The 17695-nt window shown below is 61.7% G+C and carries 14 protein-coding genes, 8 pseudogenes and 1 other annotated feature; of the genes and pseudogenes, 7 read left to right on the plus strand and 15 right to left on the minus strand.

What is annotated here, in order from left to right:
• Positions 1–118, plus strand: a pseudogene (locus GTK09_RS26195) (IS481 family transposase); the annotation flags it as partial.
• Positions 119–215: 97 nt separating this feature from the next.
• On the opposite strand, the gene GTK09_RS26200 reads toward GTK09_RS26195, so the two are convergent.
• Positions 216–455 (minus strand): MFS transporter, encoded by a 240-nt coding sequence (locus GTK09_RS26200; RefSeq protein WP_163466354.1) that lies wholly within the window; start codon positions 453–455, stop codon positions 216–218.
• Positions 456–620: 165 nt separating this feature from the next.
• Between GTK09_RS26200 and GTK09_RS26205 the strand changes: the two genes are divergently transcribed.
• Positions 621–1895, plus strand: a complete 1275-nt coding sequence (locus tag GTK09_RS26205; RefSeq protein ID WP_163466355.1) for an IS256 family transposase — start codon at positions 621–623, stop codon at positions 1893–1895.
• Here GTK09_RS26205 and GTK09_RS26210 read toward each other — a convergent pair.
• The 4 genes and pseudogenes from GTK09_RS26210 to GTK09_RS27290 all read right to left on the minus strand — a co-directional run.
• Positions 1864–2877 carry an MFS transporter gene (locus GTK09_RS26210; RefSeq protein WP_163466356.1) on the minus strand — a complete coding sequence of 338 codons (1014 nt, stop codon included), beginning with the start codon at positions 2875–2877 and terminating at the stop codon, positions 1864–1866. The two genes, GTK09_RS26205 and GTK09_RS26210, sit on opposite strands and share 32 nt — an antisense overlap.
• A 34-nt stretch (positions 2878–2911) precedes the next feature.
• A pseudogene (locus tag GTK09_RS26215) lies at positions 2912–3745 on the minus strand (IS481 family transposase); the annotation flags it as partial.
• 41 nt (positions 3746–3786) lie between these two features.
• Positions 3787–5018, minus strand: a protein-coding gene (locus GTK09_RS26220; RefSeq protein ID WP_246218148.1) for an IS3 family transposase whose coding sequence is annotated in 2 segments (ribosomal slippage) — positions 3787–4727 and positions 4727–5018 — 1233 coding nt in all. Because the reading frame shifts where the segments join, the coding sequence is not laid out codon by codon here.
• Positions 4618–4734 (minus strand) — a sequence feature (AL1L pseudoknot). Its footprint overlaps the gene before it by 117 nt.
• 53 nt (positions 5019–5071) lie before the next feature.
• Positions 5072–5206: pseudogene (locus tag GTK09_RS27290) on the minus strand (IS481 family transposase); the annotation flags it as partial.
• 191 nt (positions 5207–5397) lie between these two features.
• Here GTK09_RS27290 and GTK09_RS27295 point away from each other — a divergent pair.
• Positions 5398–5501, plus strand: a pseudogene (locus GTK09_RS27295) (IS5/IS1182 family transposase); the annotation flags it as partial.
• 101 nt (positions 5502–5602) lie between these two features.
• Positions 5603–6889: an IS256 family transposase gene (locus GTK09_RS26225; protein WP_163466357.1), complete on the plus strand. Its 1287-nt coding sequence runs from the start codon at positions 5603–5605 to the stop codon at positions 6887–6889.
• Positions 6890–6937: 48 nt separating this feature from the next.
• Here the strand turns inward: GTK09_RS26225 and tnpC (GTK09_RS26230) are convergent.
• Together tnpC (GTK09_RS26230) and tnpB (GTK09_RS28200) are read right to left on the minus strand one after the other, a co-directional pair.
• Positions 6938–8176: pseudogene (tnpC, locus tag GTK09_RS26230) on the minus strand (IS66 family transposase); the annotation flags it as partial.
• Between the two features lie 60 nt (positions 8177–8236).
• Entirely contained in the window at positions 8237–8401 is a 165-nt protein-coding gene (gene tnpB, locus GTK09_RS28200; RefSeq protein WP_163466365.1) for an IS66 family insertion sequence element accessory protein TnpB, read from the minus strand.
• A 57-nt stretch (positions 8402–8458) separates the two neighbouring features.
• Here tnpB (GTK09_RS28200) and GTK09_RS26240 point away from each other — a divergent pair, with 57 nt between their 5' ends.
• The 3 genes from GTK09_RS26240 to GTK09_RS28205 all read left to right on the plus strand — a co-directional run bounded on the left by GTK09_RS26240 (position 8459) and on the right by GTK09_RS28205 (position 10402).
• Complete coding sequence (locus GTK09_RS26240) at positions 8459–9295, plus strand: IS5 family transposase (RefSeq protein WP_163466358.1); 837 nt, start codon at positions 8459–8461, stop codon at positions 9293–9295.
• 35 nt (positions 9296–9330) lie between these two features.
• Entirely contained in the window at positions 9331–10068 is a 738-nt protein-coding gene (locus GTK09_RS26245; protein WP_163466359.1) for a Crp/Fnr family transcriptional regulator, read from the plus strand.
• Between the two features lie 91 nt (positions 10069–10159).
• Positions 10160–10402, plus strand: coding sequence for a DUF6894 family protein (locus GTK09_RS28205; RefSeq protein ID WP_376768057.1), 243 nt, complete (start codon positions 10160–10162; stop codon positions 10400–10402).
• A gap of 184 nt (positions 10403–10586) precedes the next feature.
• On the opposite strand, the gene GTK09_RS26250 is transcribed toward GTK09_RS28205, so the two are convergent.
• From GTK09_RS26250 to ltrA, 8 genes and pseudogenes are all read right to left on the minus strand, one after another.
• Positions 10587–10886 carry a hypothetical protein gene (locus GTK09_RS26250; protein ID WP_163466360.1) on the minus strand — a complete coding sequence of 100 codons (300 nt, stop codon included), beginning with the start codon at positions 10884–10886 and terminating at the stop codon, positions 10587–10589.
• Positions 10886–12531 (minus strand): annotated as a pseudogene (gene tnpC, locus GTK09_RS26255) (IS66 family transposase). The gene GTK09_RS26250 and the pseudogene tnpC (GTK09_RS26255) overlap by 1 nt, the downstream one beginning before the upstream one ends.
• 57 nt (positions 12532–12588) lie before the next feature.
• Complete coding sequence (tnpB, locus tag GTK09_RS26260) at positions 12589–12939, minus strand: IS66 family insertion sequence element accessory protein TnpB (protein ID WP_163466361.1); 351 nt, start codon at positions 12937–12939, stop codon at positions 12589–12591.
• Positions 12936–13346 (minus strand): IS66-like element accessory protein TnpA, encoded by a 411-nt coding sequence (tnpA, locus tag GTK09_RS26265; RefSeq protein WP_163466362.1) that lies wholly within the window; start codon positions 13344–13346, stop codon positions 12936–12938. Before tnpA ends, tnpB (GTK09_RS26260) begins: the two co-directional genes overlap by 4 nt.
• Positions 13347–13447: 101 nt before the next feature.
• Positions 13448–13738: pseudogene (locus GTK09_RS26270) on the minus strand (transposase); the annotation flags it as partial.
• 16 nt (positions 13739–13754) lie between these two features.
• Positions 13755–14831 (minus strand): IS110 family RNA-guided transposase, encoded by a 1077-nt coding sequence (locus GTK09_RS26275; RefSeq protein WP_163466363.1) that lies wholly within the window; start codon positions 14829–14831, stop codon positions 13755–13757.
• Positions 14832–15092: 261 nt separating this feature from the next.
• Positions 15093–15287, minus strand: a pseudogene (locus GTK09_RS26280) (DDE-type integrase/transposase/recombinase); the annotation flags it as partial.
• Between the two features lie 64 nt (positions 15288–15351).
• Positions 15352–16866: a group II intron reverse transcriptase/maturase gene (gene ltrA, locus GTK09_RS26285; protein ID WP_163466364.1), complete on the minus strand. Its 1515-nt coding sequence runs from the start codon at positions 16864–16866 to the stop codon at positions 15352–15354.
• Positions 16867–17695: the final 829 nt, after the last annotated feature.

A 17695-nucleotide genomic window follows, 5' to 3' on the forward strand; every position in this document is an offset into this window, starting at 1 on the left:
GGCCGATCTCGACGCCTGGCTCGTCCACTACAACACCGAACGCCCGCACCTCGGCTACCGCAACATGGGCCGTAGGCCAGTCGAAACCGTCATGTCATTCGTCAGTCAAGAAGCTTAAGTGGACACATGACAACACCGCTTTCTGTACAGATCAGTTTTAGGGCTCGGCTTTTTAACGACAATACTGCGCGTTTGGTATCTGCGTTTCTTTGATTTCAATCAGGATCCGTTCGCGGGTCGAGGACTATGGCGACAGGCGTTGTGTCGGGAACAGCTATGAACATTTCTTGCTGATCCGCAGGCAAGGGCGACTGCTGTCGAATACGAAGCAGCAAAAAAACCGCGAAGCTCACGGCCACGGCCGATTCGAACGCAAAAAAGCTGTAGGGGCCGTAAAGAGCCATTAAAACGGACGCCAATAAGGGTCCAACCGTCGCGCCGAAGGAATAGATCATCAAGAGACGCCCGGCCGCTGCGACATAATGCTTGCGTTCGAGCCGATCGAATGTCTCCGCGACGCAGGAGCTATGGCGGAAGCTGGGTGATGACGGACTGAGAGAGGCGGCGTATCGAGGCGGGTGATCAGACCTGCCAGAACCTCCCGAAGGAGCGATACGCCCATGACGACGGATAGCACCGTTTGCGCATTTCGACATCCCGACACGATCGATGATCCCCTGACCACGGTTCTCCGCGATGGCGCTCGGCGTCTTCTTGCCGAGGCGATCGAGGCGGAAGCCGCCTCTTTCCTCGCCGCGATGCAGGAGAAGCGACTTTCCGATGGTCGCGCTCGTTTCGTTCGCCATGGCCACGGCCCGGAGCGAGCGATCCAGACCGGCATCGGCCCGGTTCCTGTGAAGCGAGCGAAAGTTCGCGATCGCGGTGCCAATGATGGTGATGGCGACGAACACGTGACCTTCACCTCGGCAATTCTCCCAAAGTGGGCGCGTCGCACGACAAGTCTCGACGCCCTGCTCCCGGTTCTCTACCTGCGCGGCCTTTCGACCGGCGATTTCCAGGAAGCCTTGTCGGCGCTGCTCGGCAAGGACGCGCCGAACCTGTCGCCTTCAGTGATCACCCGGCTGAAAGACGATTGGCAGGCCGATTACGACCGCTGGCAGCGCCGCGATCTCTCGGCCCGCCATTACGTCTACGTCTGGGCTGACGGCGTCTACCTCCAGGCACGCATGGAAGACGCTGCCGCCTGCATGCTGGTGATCATCGGCGCGACGCCGGAGGGAAAGAAGGAACTCGTCGGCTTCCAGGTGGGCGTGCGCGAGAGCGCCCAAAGCTGGCGCGAACTCCTCGTCGATCTGAAGGCTCGCGGACTTGCCATCGCGCCCGAGCTCGCAGTCGGTGATGGCGCCATGGGCTTTTGGAAGGCGCTCGATGAGATCTTTCCAGGAACGAAGCACCAGAGGTGCTGGGTTCACAAGGTCACGAACGTCCTGAACAAGGTCCCAAAGTCGGTGCAGCCGAATATGAAGGCTGATCTGCGAGAGGTCCGCGATGCGCCGGATCGTGCCAGAGCAGAGGCTGCCCTCGCGATGTTCGAGGAGAAATACAGCGCCAAATATTCGAAGGCCGTCCACTGCTTGACGAAGGATCGCGGGGCGCTCCTCGCTTTCTTCGACTTCCCGGCGGAACATTGGGATCATTTGCGCACGGCCAACCCGATCGAGAGCGTCTTCGCCACCGTCCGGCATCGAACCGTGCGAACGAAAGGCGCCCTTTCGCATAAAACCGCCCGGCTCATGGTCTTCAAGCTTGTCATGGCGGCTTCGAAGACCTGGCGAAGGCTGAAGGGCGAAAATCGCTTGCCGATGGTCATCGCAGGCGTCACATTTACCGACGGTGTCGCCGTCATCCCAGACGCCAATCAACGCGCCGCCTGATCGGCCACGTCACCCAAATTCGACCATAGCTCGCAACGCAGACTGGGTAAACACTGCTCATGGCTCCGCCGAAACCTATCGCCAGAACCAGCAGCGCATTAAATGACGATCCCGTCACGATCGAACGCGCCAGCAAACCCCAGCAAGCGCCGACCATCAAAAGCGCTCCGGCAAGGACGACGCGGCGATCATATCGGTCGGCGAGTATTCCAACGGGTAGTTGAAACGCGAAACCACCCAGCACAACGACGCTCATGAAAAGTGCGGCGTCAGAGACATTCAGTCCGATACGCCGCGCGAAGACAATGCCGAGAGCGTAGAAGGATCCGACCAGCAATCCCGCGACACCAGCACCGAAAAAACCGTCGGGAGATGCCGCGTACAAATCTCTCATACGCAGTGGACGATGCTGTTTAAGATTAGGTTCGTTGAGGCTCGTCAGAGCCACAGGTACGAGTGATAACCCAATCAAACACGCGGAAAGGATGAATAATTCAGAACCATCGATATTCGCGACGTTGACTAGCGTTTGGCCCGTCGCGACGGCCAGATAGAAGGTGAGCATGTACAGGCCGAGGATTCGCCCCCTTGTCGCGTTGTTGCTACGCTCATTCAACCAGCTTTCGATCGCGGTGCTCAGACCGGCAATGCAAAATCCATTAAGGATCCGCAAGATGAACCACACCGTGGGCGTGAACGCTTGCGAATAAACCAAGGTCGTTACCGTGGTCAGTGCCGCGAAGACGGCGAAGGAGCGGATATGGCCGATCCGTAGGATTAGCCGCTTCGCATGCAGGCCACCAAACGCCAGACCCAGATAGTAGGCCGCCATGATCATACCAGTCAGTGTGACCGAATAGCCAGCCACTTCCATGCGTAGTGGCAGGACGAGGCCGAGCAGTGAGTTGCCGACAATGAAAGCGCCTCCCCCGACCAGCAAACCCTTGACCGACGCAATAACCTCACGCACGCCGTGCGCCATCGTCATTCCCTCGTATACGCGGATCCACCACGGGCTAGGTGTTCAGTCCCGGCATTTGATGGATTGGATCGATTCTGAAACGTCCTGGTTCGGATGTCCATTGTTTGCAAATGAACTCGTACGGTGTGAGGCCTTTGAGAGTCTTGAGACGTCGGGCAAAGTTATAGGCTGAGACGAAGTCGCAGAGGTGTCGCTCGAACTGCTGATGATCGTCGTAGTGGAAGCGTTTGACGGTGGCTTCCTTGATCGTACGGTTCATGCGTTCGACCTGACCATTGGTCCAGGGATGCTTCACCTTTGTGAGACGATGTTCGATCCCATTCTCCCTGCAGCGCATGTCGAACATGTGCGTGATGTATTGAGCGGTCGGCCCATCCGCGTAGCGAGGCGGGAAGGTGAACTGGATGCCGTTGTCGGTCAGAACGGTATGGATCCGGTAGGGCACGGCCTCGATCAGGGCCACGAGGAAGGCGGAGGCGGAGGTTCCCCCGGTCTTCCGAACAACTTGGACGAACGCGAATTTGCTCGTGCGATCAATGGCAACGTAAAGGTAAAGCTTACCTTCGGCGGTCTGAACCTCGGCGATGTCGATATGGAAATAGCCGATCGGGTATGTCTTGAACTTCCTACGAACCGGCTTGTCGCCTTCGACGTTGGGCAGTTGAGAGATGCCATGTCGCTGAAGACAACGATGCAACGAGGACCGCGTCAGATGCGGGATGGTTGCCTGAAGCGCGTAGAGACAATCGTCGAGCGGTAGCAAAGTGTGGCGCCGGAAAGAGACGATGACGGCTTCGTCCTCGAGCGACAGCACCGTCGATTTTGGCTCGGTGGGACCGGTCTTGCGATCGGCCGTCGAGGTCCGCTTTGAACCGCCCCGACTTTCCCGGAGACCAGTTGGCTTGAATCCTACGCGGCGATCGGCACCGCCTCAAGCTGTGCGTAGTAAGCGGCTTCCGCCTCGGCGGGCGGGATGCTTCCGATTAGCTCGAGAAGACGGCGATTGTTGAACCAGTCGACCCATTCGAGGGTGGCGAACTCGACGGCTTCGAAGCTGCGCCAGGGTCCGCATCGATGGATGACCTCGGCCTTGAACAGCCCGTTGATCGTCTCGGCCAGTGCGTTGTCGTACGAGTCTCCGACGCTACCGACGGAGGGTTCGATGCCGGCCTCGGCCAGACGCTCGGTGTAGCGAATGCTCACATATTGCGATCCGCGATCCGAATGGCACACGAGCCCGCTACCCGCAAAGGGTCGCCGATCGTGAAGCGCCTGCTCCAAAGCGTCCAAGACGAAGTCGGTATGAGCCGTCCGTGAGACGCGCCAGCCGACAATCCGGCGGGCAAAGGTATCGATGACGAAAGCGACGTAGACAAAACCTTTCCACGTGGCGACAAGCGTGAAGTGGCTGACCCACAGGGCATTCGGCCGCGGTGCTTGGAACTGCCGGTTCACCCGGTCGAGCGGACAAGCGGCGGCTTTGTCGCTGATCGTCGTCTTCACCGGCTTGCCGCGGACGACGCCCTTCAGGCCCATGGTTTTCATCAGCCTGGCGACCGTGCAACGAGCGACGTCGAAGCCCTCGCGCTTCATCTGGCGCCAGACCTTGCGGACCCCGTAGACGCCGAAGTTCGCCTCAAAGACACGGCGGATCTCGCCGCAAAGGTCGCCATCGCGGCTTTCTCGGGCCGGCCTGCGAGATGGATTCCGCTGGCGGGCGGCGTGCTCGTAATACGTCGACGGGGCGATCGGCAGAACCCGGCAGATCGGCTCGACCCCGTAGGCATCGCGATGGTCGTCGATGAACCTCTTCATGGCTTGAACCGGCGGTCGAGCTCCGCCTGGGCAAAATACGCCGATGCCTTGCGCAGGATCTCATTGGCTTGGCGCAGCTCGCGAACCTCGCGTTCGAGAGCCTTGATCCGGTCGCGCTCCTCGCTCGTCTGCCCGGCGCGCACGCCCTGATCCCGCTCGGCCTGCTGCACCCACTTGCGCAACGTCTCGCCCGAGCACCCGATCTTCGCCGCGATGGAGGAAATCGCCTCCCACTGCGACGCGTGATCGGCGCGATGCTCTCGAACCATTCGGACAGCCCGCTCCCGGACCTCCGGCGAATATCTCTTCGATGTTGGCGTCGTCATGATGACCCCATTCTCTCAGGAAATGAGGTCTCCGGGAAAGTCGGTGCGGTTCACTTCTTCCACTTCGCCACAGTCTTTGGGTTGATCCCGTAGCGTCTGGACAGCGTCCTCAGGCTCTCTTGACTATGCTGTATCGTTCGACGGACTGCCGCAGTCGTCGTGGCGCTCCCATGGTGGACTTGGCCCATAATGCCTCCTTCCATTCAGGCGAAAAGATTGCACCATCAAAACCTGGGATCAAACACCTAGAGCAGCATGGCTTCACATACGCTTTTACCGAAGCGGCTTATGTGATCGTCCTAGGGCCGAAACTCAATCAGCCTGTTGAAGGTCCGTAGCAAATCAGATTCCCTCCGGTTGTTAAGCGAGGGAGGCGATAATGGGCAGGCTTTTCTGGTTGAATGACGAGGCATGGGCGCGATCGAGCCGCACCTTCCGAAGAACCAGCCAGGCGCACGCCGGGTCGACGATAGACGGGTCATCAGAGAGCTATGGCGGAACCTGGGTGATGACGGTTTGAGAAAGGCGGCATATCGGGGCGGTTGTTGAAGCCAGCCCGAACCTCCCAAAGGAGCGATACGCCTATGACGACGGATACCACTGTTTCCGCATTTCGACATCCCGAGACGATCGAGGATCCCCTGACCTTGGTGTTGCGCGAGGGCGCCCGCCGACTGCTCGCCGAGGCGATCGAGGCGGAAGCCGAGACGTTCCTGGCCGCGATGCAGGAGAAGCGATTGGGCGATGGCCGGGCTCGTTTCGTGCGCCATGGCCATGGCCCGGAGCGAACCATCCAAACGGGCATCGGCCCGGTGCCGGTTCGTCGAGCGAAGGTTCGCGACCGCGGCGCCGGTGCTGATGACGGTTCTGGCGAGGACGGTGAGCGCATGACGTTCACCTCGGCGATCCTGCCGAAATGGGCGCGCCGGACGAAGAGCCTCGATGCGCTGCTGCCGGTCCTCTACCTGCGCGGCATCTCGACGGGCGACTTCCAGGAAGCGCTTGCGGCGCTGCTCGGCAAAGACGCGCCTGGCCTCTCACGCTCCGTCATTGGCCGCCTCAAGGACGACTGGCAGGGAGAATATGACCGCTGGCAGCGCCGCGATCTGTCGGCCCGCCGCTATGTCTATGTGTGGGCCGATGGCGTCTATCTGCAGGCGCGGATGGAAGACAATGCCGCTTGCATGCTGGTCATCATCGGCGCGACGCCCGAGGGCAAGAAGGAACTCGTCGGCTTCCAGGTCGGGGTCCGTGAGAGTGCCCAGAGCTGGCGGGAACTGCTCGTTGATCTCAAGGCCCGCGGTCTTTCCGTCGCGCCGCAGATCGCGGTGAGAGACGGCGCCATGGGCTTCTGGAAGGCGCTCGACGAGATCTTTCCCGGCACCAGGCACCAGCGCTGCTGGGTTCACAAGATCGCCAACGTCCTCAACAAGGCGCCGCAATCGGTGCAGCCGAACATGAAGGCGGACCTCCGCGAGATCCGCGACGCCCCGGATCGCGCGAGCGCCGAGACGGCCATCGCGGTCTTCCAGGAGAAGTACGACGTAAAATACCCCAAGGCCGTCCTATGCTTGGCGAAGGACCGCGAGCCGCTCTTGGCTTTCTTCGATTTTCCGGCCGAGCATTGGGACCATTTGCGCACCGCCAACCCCATCGAGAGCGTCTTCGCGACCGTCCGACACCGGACCATACGGACGAAAGGCGCCCTGTCGCACAAGCCTGCGCGGCTGATGGTCTTCAAGCTCATCATCGCCGCCGCCACGTCCTGGCGAAGGCTGAAGGGCGAAAGTCGCTTGCCGATGGTCATCGCAGGCGTCAAGTTCACCGACGGCGTCGCTGTCGCACCGGACGCCTATCAACGCGCCGCCTGATCGGCCCCATGACCCAAATCCGGCCATAGCTCGTGGGCAAACCGGCAAAAGTCCCTCCCACCGCGATAAAGCATAGCGGATTGCCTCGGCGAGCTTGCTCTTCTGGCTGATCAGGCCGAGCTTCTCGCGCAGGAAGGCTTCCAGCGCGTCGAGGAATGGCAAACTCTTCTCCTGCCGCACTTTCCAACGCTCGTCAGGAGACCGGCCGCGAATGGTGGTCTCGACCTGATAGAGCGCGGCGATGCGCTTCAGCGCCTCCGTCGCGATCGGCGCAGGTCCATTGGCGGCGAGTTCGTAGAACCGCCTACGGACATGCGCCCAACAAAAGGCGAGACGGACCTGTCCCTTCTCGGCCAGAGCCTTGTAGCCGCCATAGCCATCGACCTGCAGGATGCCGCTGAAGCCCTGGAGATGTTCGGCCGGGCGCACCGCCTTGCGATCCGGCGCATAGATGAGGGCGACCGCCGGCGGGTCATCTCCACCGAAGGGACGATCGTCGCGGGCATAGGCGAAGAATTGGCCGGTCTTGGTCCGACCGCGCCCGGGATCGAGAACCGGCGCGGTGGTCTCGTCGGCGAAGAGCTTGGCGGACGTCTTCAGGTGGCCGAGCAGCCGCTCGTGAACGGGCCGGAGCAGGAAGGCCGCTCGCCCCACCCAGTCGGCGAGCGTCGACCGGTCGAGCCGCACGCCCTGGCGTGCGTAGATCTGCGCCTGACGGTAGAGCGGCAGGTGATCGGCATATTTGGAGACCAGGACCTGCGTGACGGTCGCCTTGGTCGGGATGCCGCCCTCGATCAGCCGGTTCGGTGCCGGCGCCTGTACCACCACGCCCTCGCAGGCCCGGCAGCCATAGCGCGGCCGCCGTGTGACCAGCACCCGGAACTGAGCAGGTACAATGTCGAGCCGCTCGGTGATATCCTCGCCGACGACGTGGAGCCCATGCTGGCAGCAGGGACAAGTCTTGTCCTCGATGTCGACGACTGTCTCGATCCGCGGCAGATGGGGCGGCAGGGAGCCGCGGTTCGTCCGGCGCTTTGCCGCCCGTTCGGTCTTTCGTTCCGGGTCGGCGCTCTCTTCTTCGGCCTCTTCGACGGCAACGCCTTGTTCGACGTCTTCGAGACCGAGAAGAAGCTGGTCCTCGGGCAGCGTCTCGGCCCGGCGGCCGAAGCGATGACGCTGTAATTCCTTGATGATCTGCTCAAGCCGTTCGGACCGCACGCGCTCGGCGATCAGCATCGCCTTCAGCGTGCCGGGATCGTCGGGGAGTGCTTCGAAAGCGGTGGCCATGAACCGAAGGGAATCATAATCCCGTGCCTTCGGCGAGAGATTTATCGACCCCGATCACCTTCAGCTCACAGCTTCGGGTACCCGTGTCGTTCGGGCCTCGTGAACGCGGCGCCAGTCCAGACCTTCGAGAAGCGCGGAGAACTGCGCGGCCGTCAGCCGAATGACCCCGTCCGTGATCGCAGGCCATTTGAACGCACCGTCCTCAGAGCCCGAGCGAAAAGAAATTGAGCGATATCATCAGGTTGTGATTCTCCTTCGTTGTCGAGACGATGGGAGAAGACAATGCCGTGGGATGATACCGCTCGCCGCGAACATAGCCGCGAATGCCCCCGCTATCCAAGCGATTTGACCGATCGGGAGTGGGCGCTGATCGCGTCGATGCTTCCGCCTGCCAAGCCTGGCGGGCGACCGCGGACCACCTGCCTTCGCGAGGTGATGAACGCGATCCTTTACGTCGGATCGAGCGGTTGCCAGTGGCGCATGTTGCCGAAAGATTTCCCACCGCCCTCGACGGTGCGCGGCTATTTCTACGACTGGCGTGACAGCGATCTGCTGAGGGCGATCAACGGCGTTCTCGTCGTTGCGGCCCGCGAGTTGGAGGGGCGGCAGGCGAGCCCGAGCGCCGGCTTGATCGACAGTCAAAGCGACAAAACCACTGAAAGCGGCGGTGTTTCGGGATATGATGCCGGCAAGAAGGTCAAGGGTCGAAAGCGCCATATCGTGACCGATACGCTGGGGCTTCTGCTCGTGATCGTCGTCCACGCCGCCGACATCCAGGATCGCGACGGCGCGGTGGCCGTTTTGAAATCCCTGCGTCATCGCTTCCCCTGGCTGCGCCATGTATTCGCCGACGGCGGCTATGCAGGCGAAAAGCTGAGGCGCGCGCTGAGCGGCAACGGTGACTGGACCATCGAGATCATCAAGCGATCAGACACCGCGAAGGGCTTCGAAGTCCTGCCGCGCCGATGGGTGGTCGAGCGGACCTTCGCTTGGCTCGGCCGATGCCGACGTCTCGCCAAGGATTGGGAGCAATCCACCGAAAGCGCGACCGCTTGGGCCTTCATCGCCAATATCCGCCTCCTCACCCGACGCATCGCAAGGTATTGGATCTACGCCTGAACTTTTGAATCGGGCACTTAGAGCCTGGGGACATCATGCCGAAAAGCCTCGATCCCATCGAGATCCTGATCCGTAGACTGCAGCGCTCGGCAGGACTGGAGCAGTCGGAACTTGCGGAACTAAGGACTCTGCAGGTTGATGTTGCCGACGTTGCCAGGAACGAAGCAATCAGTCGTGAAGGTGACCGCGTCGAACACTGCATGCTGCTTGTCGAAGGATTTTTGATTCGTTTGCAGCATACGCGCGGTGGTAAACGCCAGATTCTCTCTTTTTACGTTCCTGGCGACATTCCGGACCTACAGACTCTGCACCTGCCGACCATGGACCACAGTTTGGCTGCGATCACGCCTGCACGGCTTGGGAGGATCCCCCACAAGTCGATTCAGGAATTGTGCAACCGTAACCGCCGCGTAGCAGATGCGCTCTGGCGGGAAACTCTGATCGATGCCGCGGTCGCCCGCACCTGGGTACGGTGCGTGGGGCGGCTGACGGCGCGAGCCCGCGTTGCGCACATGTTGTGCGAGCTTCACGCCCGCCTTGACGCAGTAGGCTTGGCCAAAGACCCTATCCGGATGCCCATTACCCAAGCCGATTTCGCCGATGCAATGAGCTTGAGCGTGGTGCAAATCAACATGACTCTTCGGGATCTACGCGAGGAAGGGCTAATCACTGTCCACAAGCGGGAGATGATCGTGCACGATCTGGTTCGATTACAGTATGTTGCGGAGTTCGATCCGCTCTATCTGCATCTCGATCCCGCCCAGCGTAGATAGACAGCGACTGATAATCTGCCGTGAGCGATCGGATCGAAGAGACGCCCCACAGCGTCTAAACATTCAGCATACCCGTTCTTCGGAGAGTTGAATGCCTCGGTTCTTTTTTGGCATACAGGATCAGGACAGGTCCAGTATCGACGACTTAGGAGTCGAGTGCGCCACGCGAAGCGACGTACGCACAGCGGCAATCGACGCGCTTCCGGATGTAGCAAGGGACGTCCTTCCGGACGGGGACCACCACGTAGTCACAGTAACTGTTCGTGACGAAGCTCACAGAACGATTTTCAGGGCATCGCTCACGCTGGAGGCCGGCTGGCTGGATGAAGGTTGATCGCAGCGGCTCCGACGCTCGACCTTGACCTGCCGTCGGGCGGCCTTGGCCGACTCATCCGACGATGATCGGCAACAGACGCCAAGGCGAAGCAGACGGTGGGAACGGGGCCCGGATGGACCCTCGCTGCCTTGTCCGAATTTGGAATGCATCGGTGTAACCCTCCGGCGAAGGCCGTCAGCGGTCAGCGCCTTTGCTCGGCGGCCATGATGCGTTCAATCAGGTCCGCCGCGCACTGCTGATCGATGAGGAATTGGCGGATGCCGCCAGGCCAGGAGCGGACATCGACAAGGAATTCCTGCAGGCTTTCGATGCCGCGCGCGGTGAAGGCCGTGATGCCCTCCTCGGTCCCGTCGCGGACATGGATCATCTCGCCATAGTCGATGTTGTCGGAATCGGCAGTGACGACTTCGATCAGTTCGCGGCTCTCGCCGATCCTCTTGGCGACAGAGTCGAGGGTGTAGACGAGCGTGTCGCGGGCCATCAGGCGGCTTTCTGCTCCCGTTCTCGTGCGGCGATCCAATTCCACGGGAGCAACTCGGGCAGGCGAGAGGCCGGCATGTTCGGCATGCGGGCGAGAACGTCGGCGAGCCAGGCCTGGGGATCAATATCGTTGAGCTTGGCCGTGACGATCAGGGTGTACATGAAGGCGGCGCGCTCGCCGCCCCGCTCCGACCCGGCGAAGAGCCAAGCCTTGCGGCCGAGGGCCGCACCGCGCAGGGCGCGCTCCGCCGCATTGTTGGTCAGACAGATGCGGCCGTCGGCGAGAAAGCGGGTGAAGGCCTCCCACCGTCCTGCCTTCTCGAACATGTAGCCGATCGCCTTGGCGACGGGATTGTGTTTGGACATCCGTGGGCGCTCGGCCACGAGCCAATCATGCAGATCCTCGACCAGGGGGCGCGACAAGCTCTGCCGCGCGTCCATCCGTTCCTCGGCGGACAGACCATTGATGTCGCGCTCGATGGCGAAGATCGCGTCCATGCGCTCGACTGCTTTGAGCGCGATCGGCGAAATCGCGTGGGCGGGCTTGCCCTTGCGGACATTGCCGGCGATGTCAGCCAATTCGAAGAACTTACGTCGGGCATGGCTCCAGCAGAGGGCGCTGACGACCGGTCCCGGGAGGCGGCCCTGCCGATAGAGGTCGTTGTAGCCGCCATAGGCGTCGGCCTGCAGCACGCCCTGCCATCCGGCAAGATGTTGGTTCGGCCGCGTCTTCTCCCGATCCGGCGAGAAGTGGAACAGCGCCGCGGGCGGCGCTCCACCCGCAAAGGGACGGTCGTCGCGGACATAGGTCCAAAGCCGCGCCTGCCGCGTTCCACCGCGGGTCAGCAGCGGCACGACGGTGTCGTCGCCGTGAAGTCGTTCGGCGGCCAGGACATGGGCCCTGACGAGAGCGTAGATCGGCTCCAGAGCGAACGCCGCCATCCCGACCTGATCGGCCAGGGTCGACAGGCTGAGATCGACGCCCTCCCGGCCATAGCGCTCGGCCTGTCGGTTCAATGGCGAATGCTGGCCGAACTTCTCAAAAAGGATCTGGGCCAGGAGGTTCGGACCGGCCCAGCCCCGGGGCGTGGCATGAAACGGCGCCGGCGGCTGGCTGATCTTCTCGCAATCCCGGCACGTGAACTTCTCCCGCACGGTCTGGATCACCTTCCACTGCCGCGGGATCACCTCGAACGTCTCGGTGACGTCCTCGCCCATCTTCACCAGACGCGACGACCCGCAGCAGCGACAGCTCGTCGGCGCCTCGACCACGACCCGCTCGCGCGGCAAATGCTCCGGGAAGGGCTTGCGCACTGGACGGCGCCGTTTGAAGGCCTTCACGGTGGTGGTGCGCACCGCCACGCGTTCGGCCGCGATCTCGTCTTCGGTCTCGGCGGCCTCGAGTTCCTCCAGTTGCAGTTCCATCTGTTCGATCAACCGCGCCCTGCGTTCTGAGCTGCGGCCATACTGCCATACTGCTCGCGCCGGAGCTTGGCGATCTCGAGCTTGAGCTGCGAGATCATCGCCTCGGAGGTCGAGACGACCGCCCGGGCCTGCGCCAGCTCGGCCTCGGCGAGTGCGGCACGAGCTTCGGAGGCGGCCAGTTCGGCCCGCAATCGGGCGATCTCTGAGGCGGCGTCGGACATGGCGAAAGCTACCATGCCAAGCGGCCAAATCCCAGCAAAAACAGTTGAATATGGCGCTCACCCGGCCTTTGCTGGCCGCTGTGTCCAACGCGGATTGCGCCAGTCGATCCCGTCGAGAAGATAGCCGAGTTGCGCTTCGGAAATCGGCACCGCGCCCCCACCTTGGCTCGCCGGCCAGATGAACTTCCCGGCTTCGAGACGCTTGACGTAGAGCGACATGCCGACGCCGTCGTGCCAGAGAAGCTTCACCAGGTCACCCCGACGCCCGCGGAAGCAGAAGATCTCCCCGCCGTGCGGGTCGCGCCCCAGCCCCTCCTGCACCTTCAGCGCCAGACTGTTCATGCCGCAGCGCATGTCGGTCACGCCGTTGGCGATCCAAACCCTGGCACTGGCCGGAAAGGCGATCATAGGCCGTCCAGAACCGGCAGAAGACGTGCCAGCGCGGCCGGATCGATCGAAGCGGGAACCGTGATCCGGCGCCCGTTCCGCAGCAGGACCTCGATCGTGGCTGCGCTGGCCGTCGGCGCCCTCGATTGCCTCTCGCAGACCGAAGCTTGTGCCGTCTCCGCCGCCAGCGTCAGCGGCGCGAACATCAATCCATCCGTCTCCAGTTGGCCCGAACGATATTGCGCCCGCCAACGCGTCAGCAGAGACCGGGAAATCCCATACCGCCCCGCCGTCGTCGAGCCTTGCCGATAACCGCGCAGACTCTCCTCGACGATCCGGACCTTCTCCTCGTCGCTCCAGCCACGCCGACGCCCGGCATCCCCCGCCGCCAGAACCTCAAAATCCGAAATGACCTTAGCACATGCCATAAGGCATGCTCTTACCCGACACCGTCACCGCAGGTCAGGCAGAGGTGGCTTGGTTTGTCTGAACAGCCTCGGCGGCTTGATAAGTGGATCGTCTGCCGGGTTTACGCTGCTGCGAGAAGCGGCTGGTTGAAGTAGGTCTGGTCGGGCGTTTTTCCTCCCAGCCGTGAATGCGGACGACGCCCGTTGTAAAAGTCGAGGTATCTGCCGATCGACGCTCGTGCATGGCTGACGGTCTCGTAGGCCCGCAGATACACCTCCTCGTATTTCACCGATTTCCAGAGGCGCTCGACGAAGACATTGTCGCGCCAGGCGCCCTTGCCGTCCATGCTGATCTTGATGTCCCTATCCAGCAGGACCGTCGTGAAGTCGATGCTGGTGAACTGGCTGCCCTGGACGCCCGTCTGTTTGTCAAGCCGCGATCTGGCCCTGATTGACCTCCTTTTGCCGACGCATGATGACGCCGAAGACCTCGCGAGCGATATCGCGTTTCAGAGAACGCAGGGCTTCGAGTTTCGAATGGCCCGCAGCGATCCGTCTGGCGACATAGTCTTTCGTTCGTTGATCAGTCCGAAGGCGTCCGATCGCGATGATGTGGAGTGCGCTGTTGGCGCGACGATCGCCACCGCGATTGAGACGATGCCGGATCGTTTTTCCTGAAGAAGCCGGAACGGGGCTCACGCCGCACAAGGCGGCGAAGCTGGCCTCGGCTTTCATGCGTTCCGGATTGTCCCCGGCGGTTAGAAGCAGTTGCGCAGCGCCGATATGCCCGATGGAGTTTCGGGCCGTGAGATCGGGGGCGAGATCGGCGACGATGGCGGTGATCATCGTGTCGAGATCAGCGATTTCGTCGTGAAGCTCAAGGTATCGCCGGGCAAGCGATTTCAGAGCGATCCGATAAGCGGTTGAGATCTCGCGATACCCGGTCAGATCGGGCCGCCAAGCTGCGAGCGTTCGCACGAGTTGCATGCGCGTCATCTTGCGCAAATCGTCCCGCAGGCCGTCCGGCGCGCAGACGATCGTGTTTTGGATCATCTGGAGAGCGACACGACGTGCCGAGACAGCAGTCTTGCGACATGCCATGAGAACACGGAGGGCTTCGACCATGCCGTCCCGCGAGCGAGGCGTCATTGTCCGTTTGCCTGCGAAGGCGGCATGGGCTGCGTTCTGGGCATCGAGATCATCGTTTTTCCCACGTCGCCGACGATCCGATTTGTCGGGTGTGGTCACTTCCAGAACTTCGATCCCGGCTTTCTGAACGAAGCGGAGCAGGCCAGCTCCGTAGCTTCCGGTACACTCGATGCCAATGCGTCGAAGATTGCCGAACGAACGCATCCAGGCGATCATCTGCCGGTAGCCGTGTCGGGTCGTCGCGAAGCTTTGGGTGTCGAGCAGATGATCGTGATCATCGACGACGGCCGCGACATGCAGATCCTTATGCGTGTCGACGCCGCCAACAACGCATGGAAGTGGTCTTTCTCGATCCATTCCGAGCTCCTGGTCACAGTTGATGGCTTTGCCTGGAACCGGATGCGCGGACAGGACAGTCACGAGACCAACGAGGGCAGGCCCTTCTTGGGTCACAAGCATCGGCGAGGCAAAACCTCACCGCAGGGCGTTCCCGGGCAGTCGACAGGTCCAGGGAAAGACACGGCTGGTCTATCGGAGTGTGGGTCAGACCACACCGAGACGCCCTACGGCGCCAGCCTACCAGACGGTCGATCGGTGTTTGAGACAAACCACCCGGGAACTAGCGACCATCTTCTGACTATCCGTATTGAAGATTTCCGGCTTTCCGAAGCGGGCCAAGGCCTCCTCCACGGCCTCGATGCAGAAGTCCGCCTGCATCGTGATGGACAGCCGCCAGCTCAGCACCCGCCGGCTGAACCAGTCGACGACGGCAGCGAGATAGACGAAGCCGCGAGCCATCGGAAATGGAGTAAGAAGCGCTTTCGCGCTTCTCCTCCCCGAACCGTACGGGCACCTTTCAGCGCATACGGCTCTCCATTCAAGCCTGGCCCATGGCCATGGCGACGTCATGATATCGCGACGTGACGGTGTTCCGGCTCTCGTCCCGAATGATGTACGGGTTGATCTCCGGATTCCGCCATCGGAACTGCGCCTTCGAACTCGAGACCAGCCGGCGCAGCGCCTTTCCGACACGGCTTCCTCGTTCACTCGTCCCGTAGACAAGCCAGGTTTTCGCCCTTCCTGCCTCCGGTGCCCGGTACCAACTTTGCATCAAGGGTTTGATGCGCGAGCGGTATTTTCGGGCCAGCCAGTGTGCCAGTTTCCAGAACACGACATGGTCGATGCGCCGGAACGTCCGCGCTGTGAAGTCGGCGAACTTGTAGAACGCCGCCCATCCCATCAGTTGACGGTTCAGGCGGTCGACCATGTCGACCTTGGCGACATCATGATTGCCGGAGAGAAGCTCGGACAGCTTGCGGGCAAACGCCTTGGCCTTCTCCTTTGGTATCGTCGTGACGACGGACATGCGTCCGCTCGACCCCCGCTTGCGAATGATCCGGTGCCCGAGGAAGACGAACCCGTCGTTGACGTGCGTGACATGGGTCTTCTCCATGTTCAGCGTCAATTTCAGGCTGCCTTCCAGAAACACGCGGCATTCCTCGCGGATTTCCTCGGCCTGCGCCTTCGTCCCCTTGACGATGACCACGAAGTCATCGGCATAGCGACAATAGACGACGGCCGGTTTCCACTGCCGGTTCTCGCGAACCGCAATGGGCCGGCCCTTCTGAATGCCGAAGTTCCACGCCCAGCGATCCTTGCGGGCCTTTTCGTTCAGGTATCTCGCCTCCAGCCAAGCATCGAACTCGTGGAGCATGATGTTGGACAGGAGCGGCGACAGGACGCCGCCTTGCGGAACACCCTCGCTGGAGGCCGCGAACAGACCACGATCGACGTGGCCTGCCTTCAGGATCTTCCAGAGCAGATCGACGAACCGTCCGTCCCGGATCCGCCGCCGCACGCAGTTCAGAAGCAGCCGGTGATGGACCGTGTCGAAGTAGCTCGCCAGATCACCTTCGATGATCCAGCGGCCCCTCGTCGTGTCGGCCCCATCCTGAAGCTGTATCTTCACCGTGCGGACGGCGTGGTGCACGCTTCGCTCGGGGCGGAAGCCGTAGGACAGGCGATGGAAGTCGCTTTCCCATATCGGCTCCATGGCCATCAGCATGGCGCGCTGGACGATGCGGTCCGTCAGGGTTGGAATACCCAACGGTCGCAGCTTTCCGTTGGCCTTCGGGATATGGATTCGCTTGACCGGCTTCGGGCGATACGTGCCCTTCAGCAGATCCGTCCGCAGATCGTCGAGCCGTTGATCCAGCCCGATCTGCATCCGCCGCTTGTCCATCCCGTCGATGCCCGGTGTTCTTGCGCCACTCGACGCCAGAACGATCCGGGCGGCCTCGGCCAGCCACTCCCGGTCGGCAACGAGCCGAAGAAGACGATCGAACCGTCTGGTCCGGTCGCTTTCGGCCCACATTGCGAGCTTGTGCTGCATTTCGCTGATTATCAAAGGTCTTCACCTCATAGGGTCAGGTAATCTGCACTCCAAGCAACTCGAACTGTTCCCCTTCGCCCCCGATGAACGGGATGTGTGACGGGCTTTCCCCGTCTCGGACTACTACGGGAACTCTGCCAGCATGGCGGACGTCGGGGTCGATCCCTTGGCATTCCATCCATGCCTTCCCTCGTTCATGTGCCGGACTTCCAGCGTATTGGCGAGGCTGCCGGTCGCAGTCTTTTCCCTTGCTTTCCGCAAGTCGATGCCGAGCCACTGTCTGGCTGCGTTCTCCCCGTGACACCGTGCGGGGCGCCATACATGTACGCCCGCAGTCGGATGTCCCCGCCCTACGTGTCGGGGGACATCATCGGTATTCCGCCTATCAAGCCGTGTTGGCGGAGGCGACATTTCAGCCCTCAGATGCGAGTGAACCGGTTCGTGTTCCTCAACCTGCCGATACTCAGCCTCGGAGACCATCTCGGCGTAACGGCTTCGCCTCAATCCCCTTTTCCCACGGGCTACGTCACCCTGCCAGTCGACGACAGGTCACCGCCGCTTGGGCTCATGCCCCTTCACAGCAAGGGGCAAGGCAGTTCAAAGTCCCTCCTTTCCTCAAGCATTCCAGACACATGCACCCGGACTATCCGATCGAGGCGCACTGTAGGTGATGTCCATCGCCTGGCCTGCCCCCATTGAAGTGGCTCTTGCGCAGGTTGTGTGGTCACATGGCTCGGCGACTCTTTCTAACACCGCAGATGATGCGGTGGAGAGAGCATGCTTCAGATTTCTATGGTGCCCGGCTGCCTTTGCGGCCAGATCCGGCGGG

Origin of the sequence: Jiella pacifica (assembly GCF_010500815.1) — a bacterium.
In the GTDB taxonomy this organism is placed as follows: domain Bacteria; phylum Pseudomonadota; class Alphaproteobacteria; order Rhizobiales; family Rhizobiaceae; genus Jiella; species Jiella pacifica.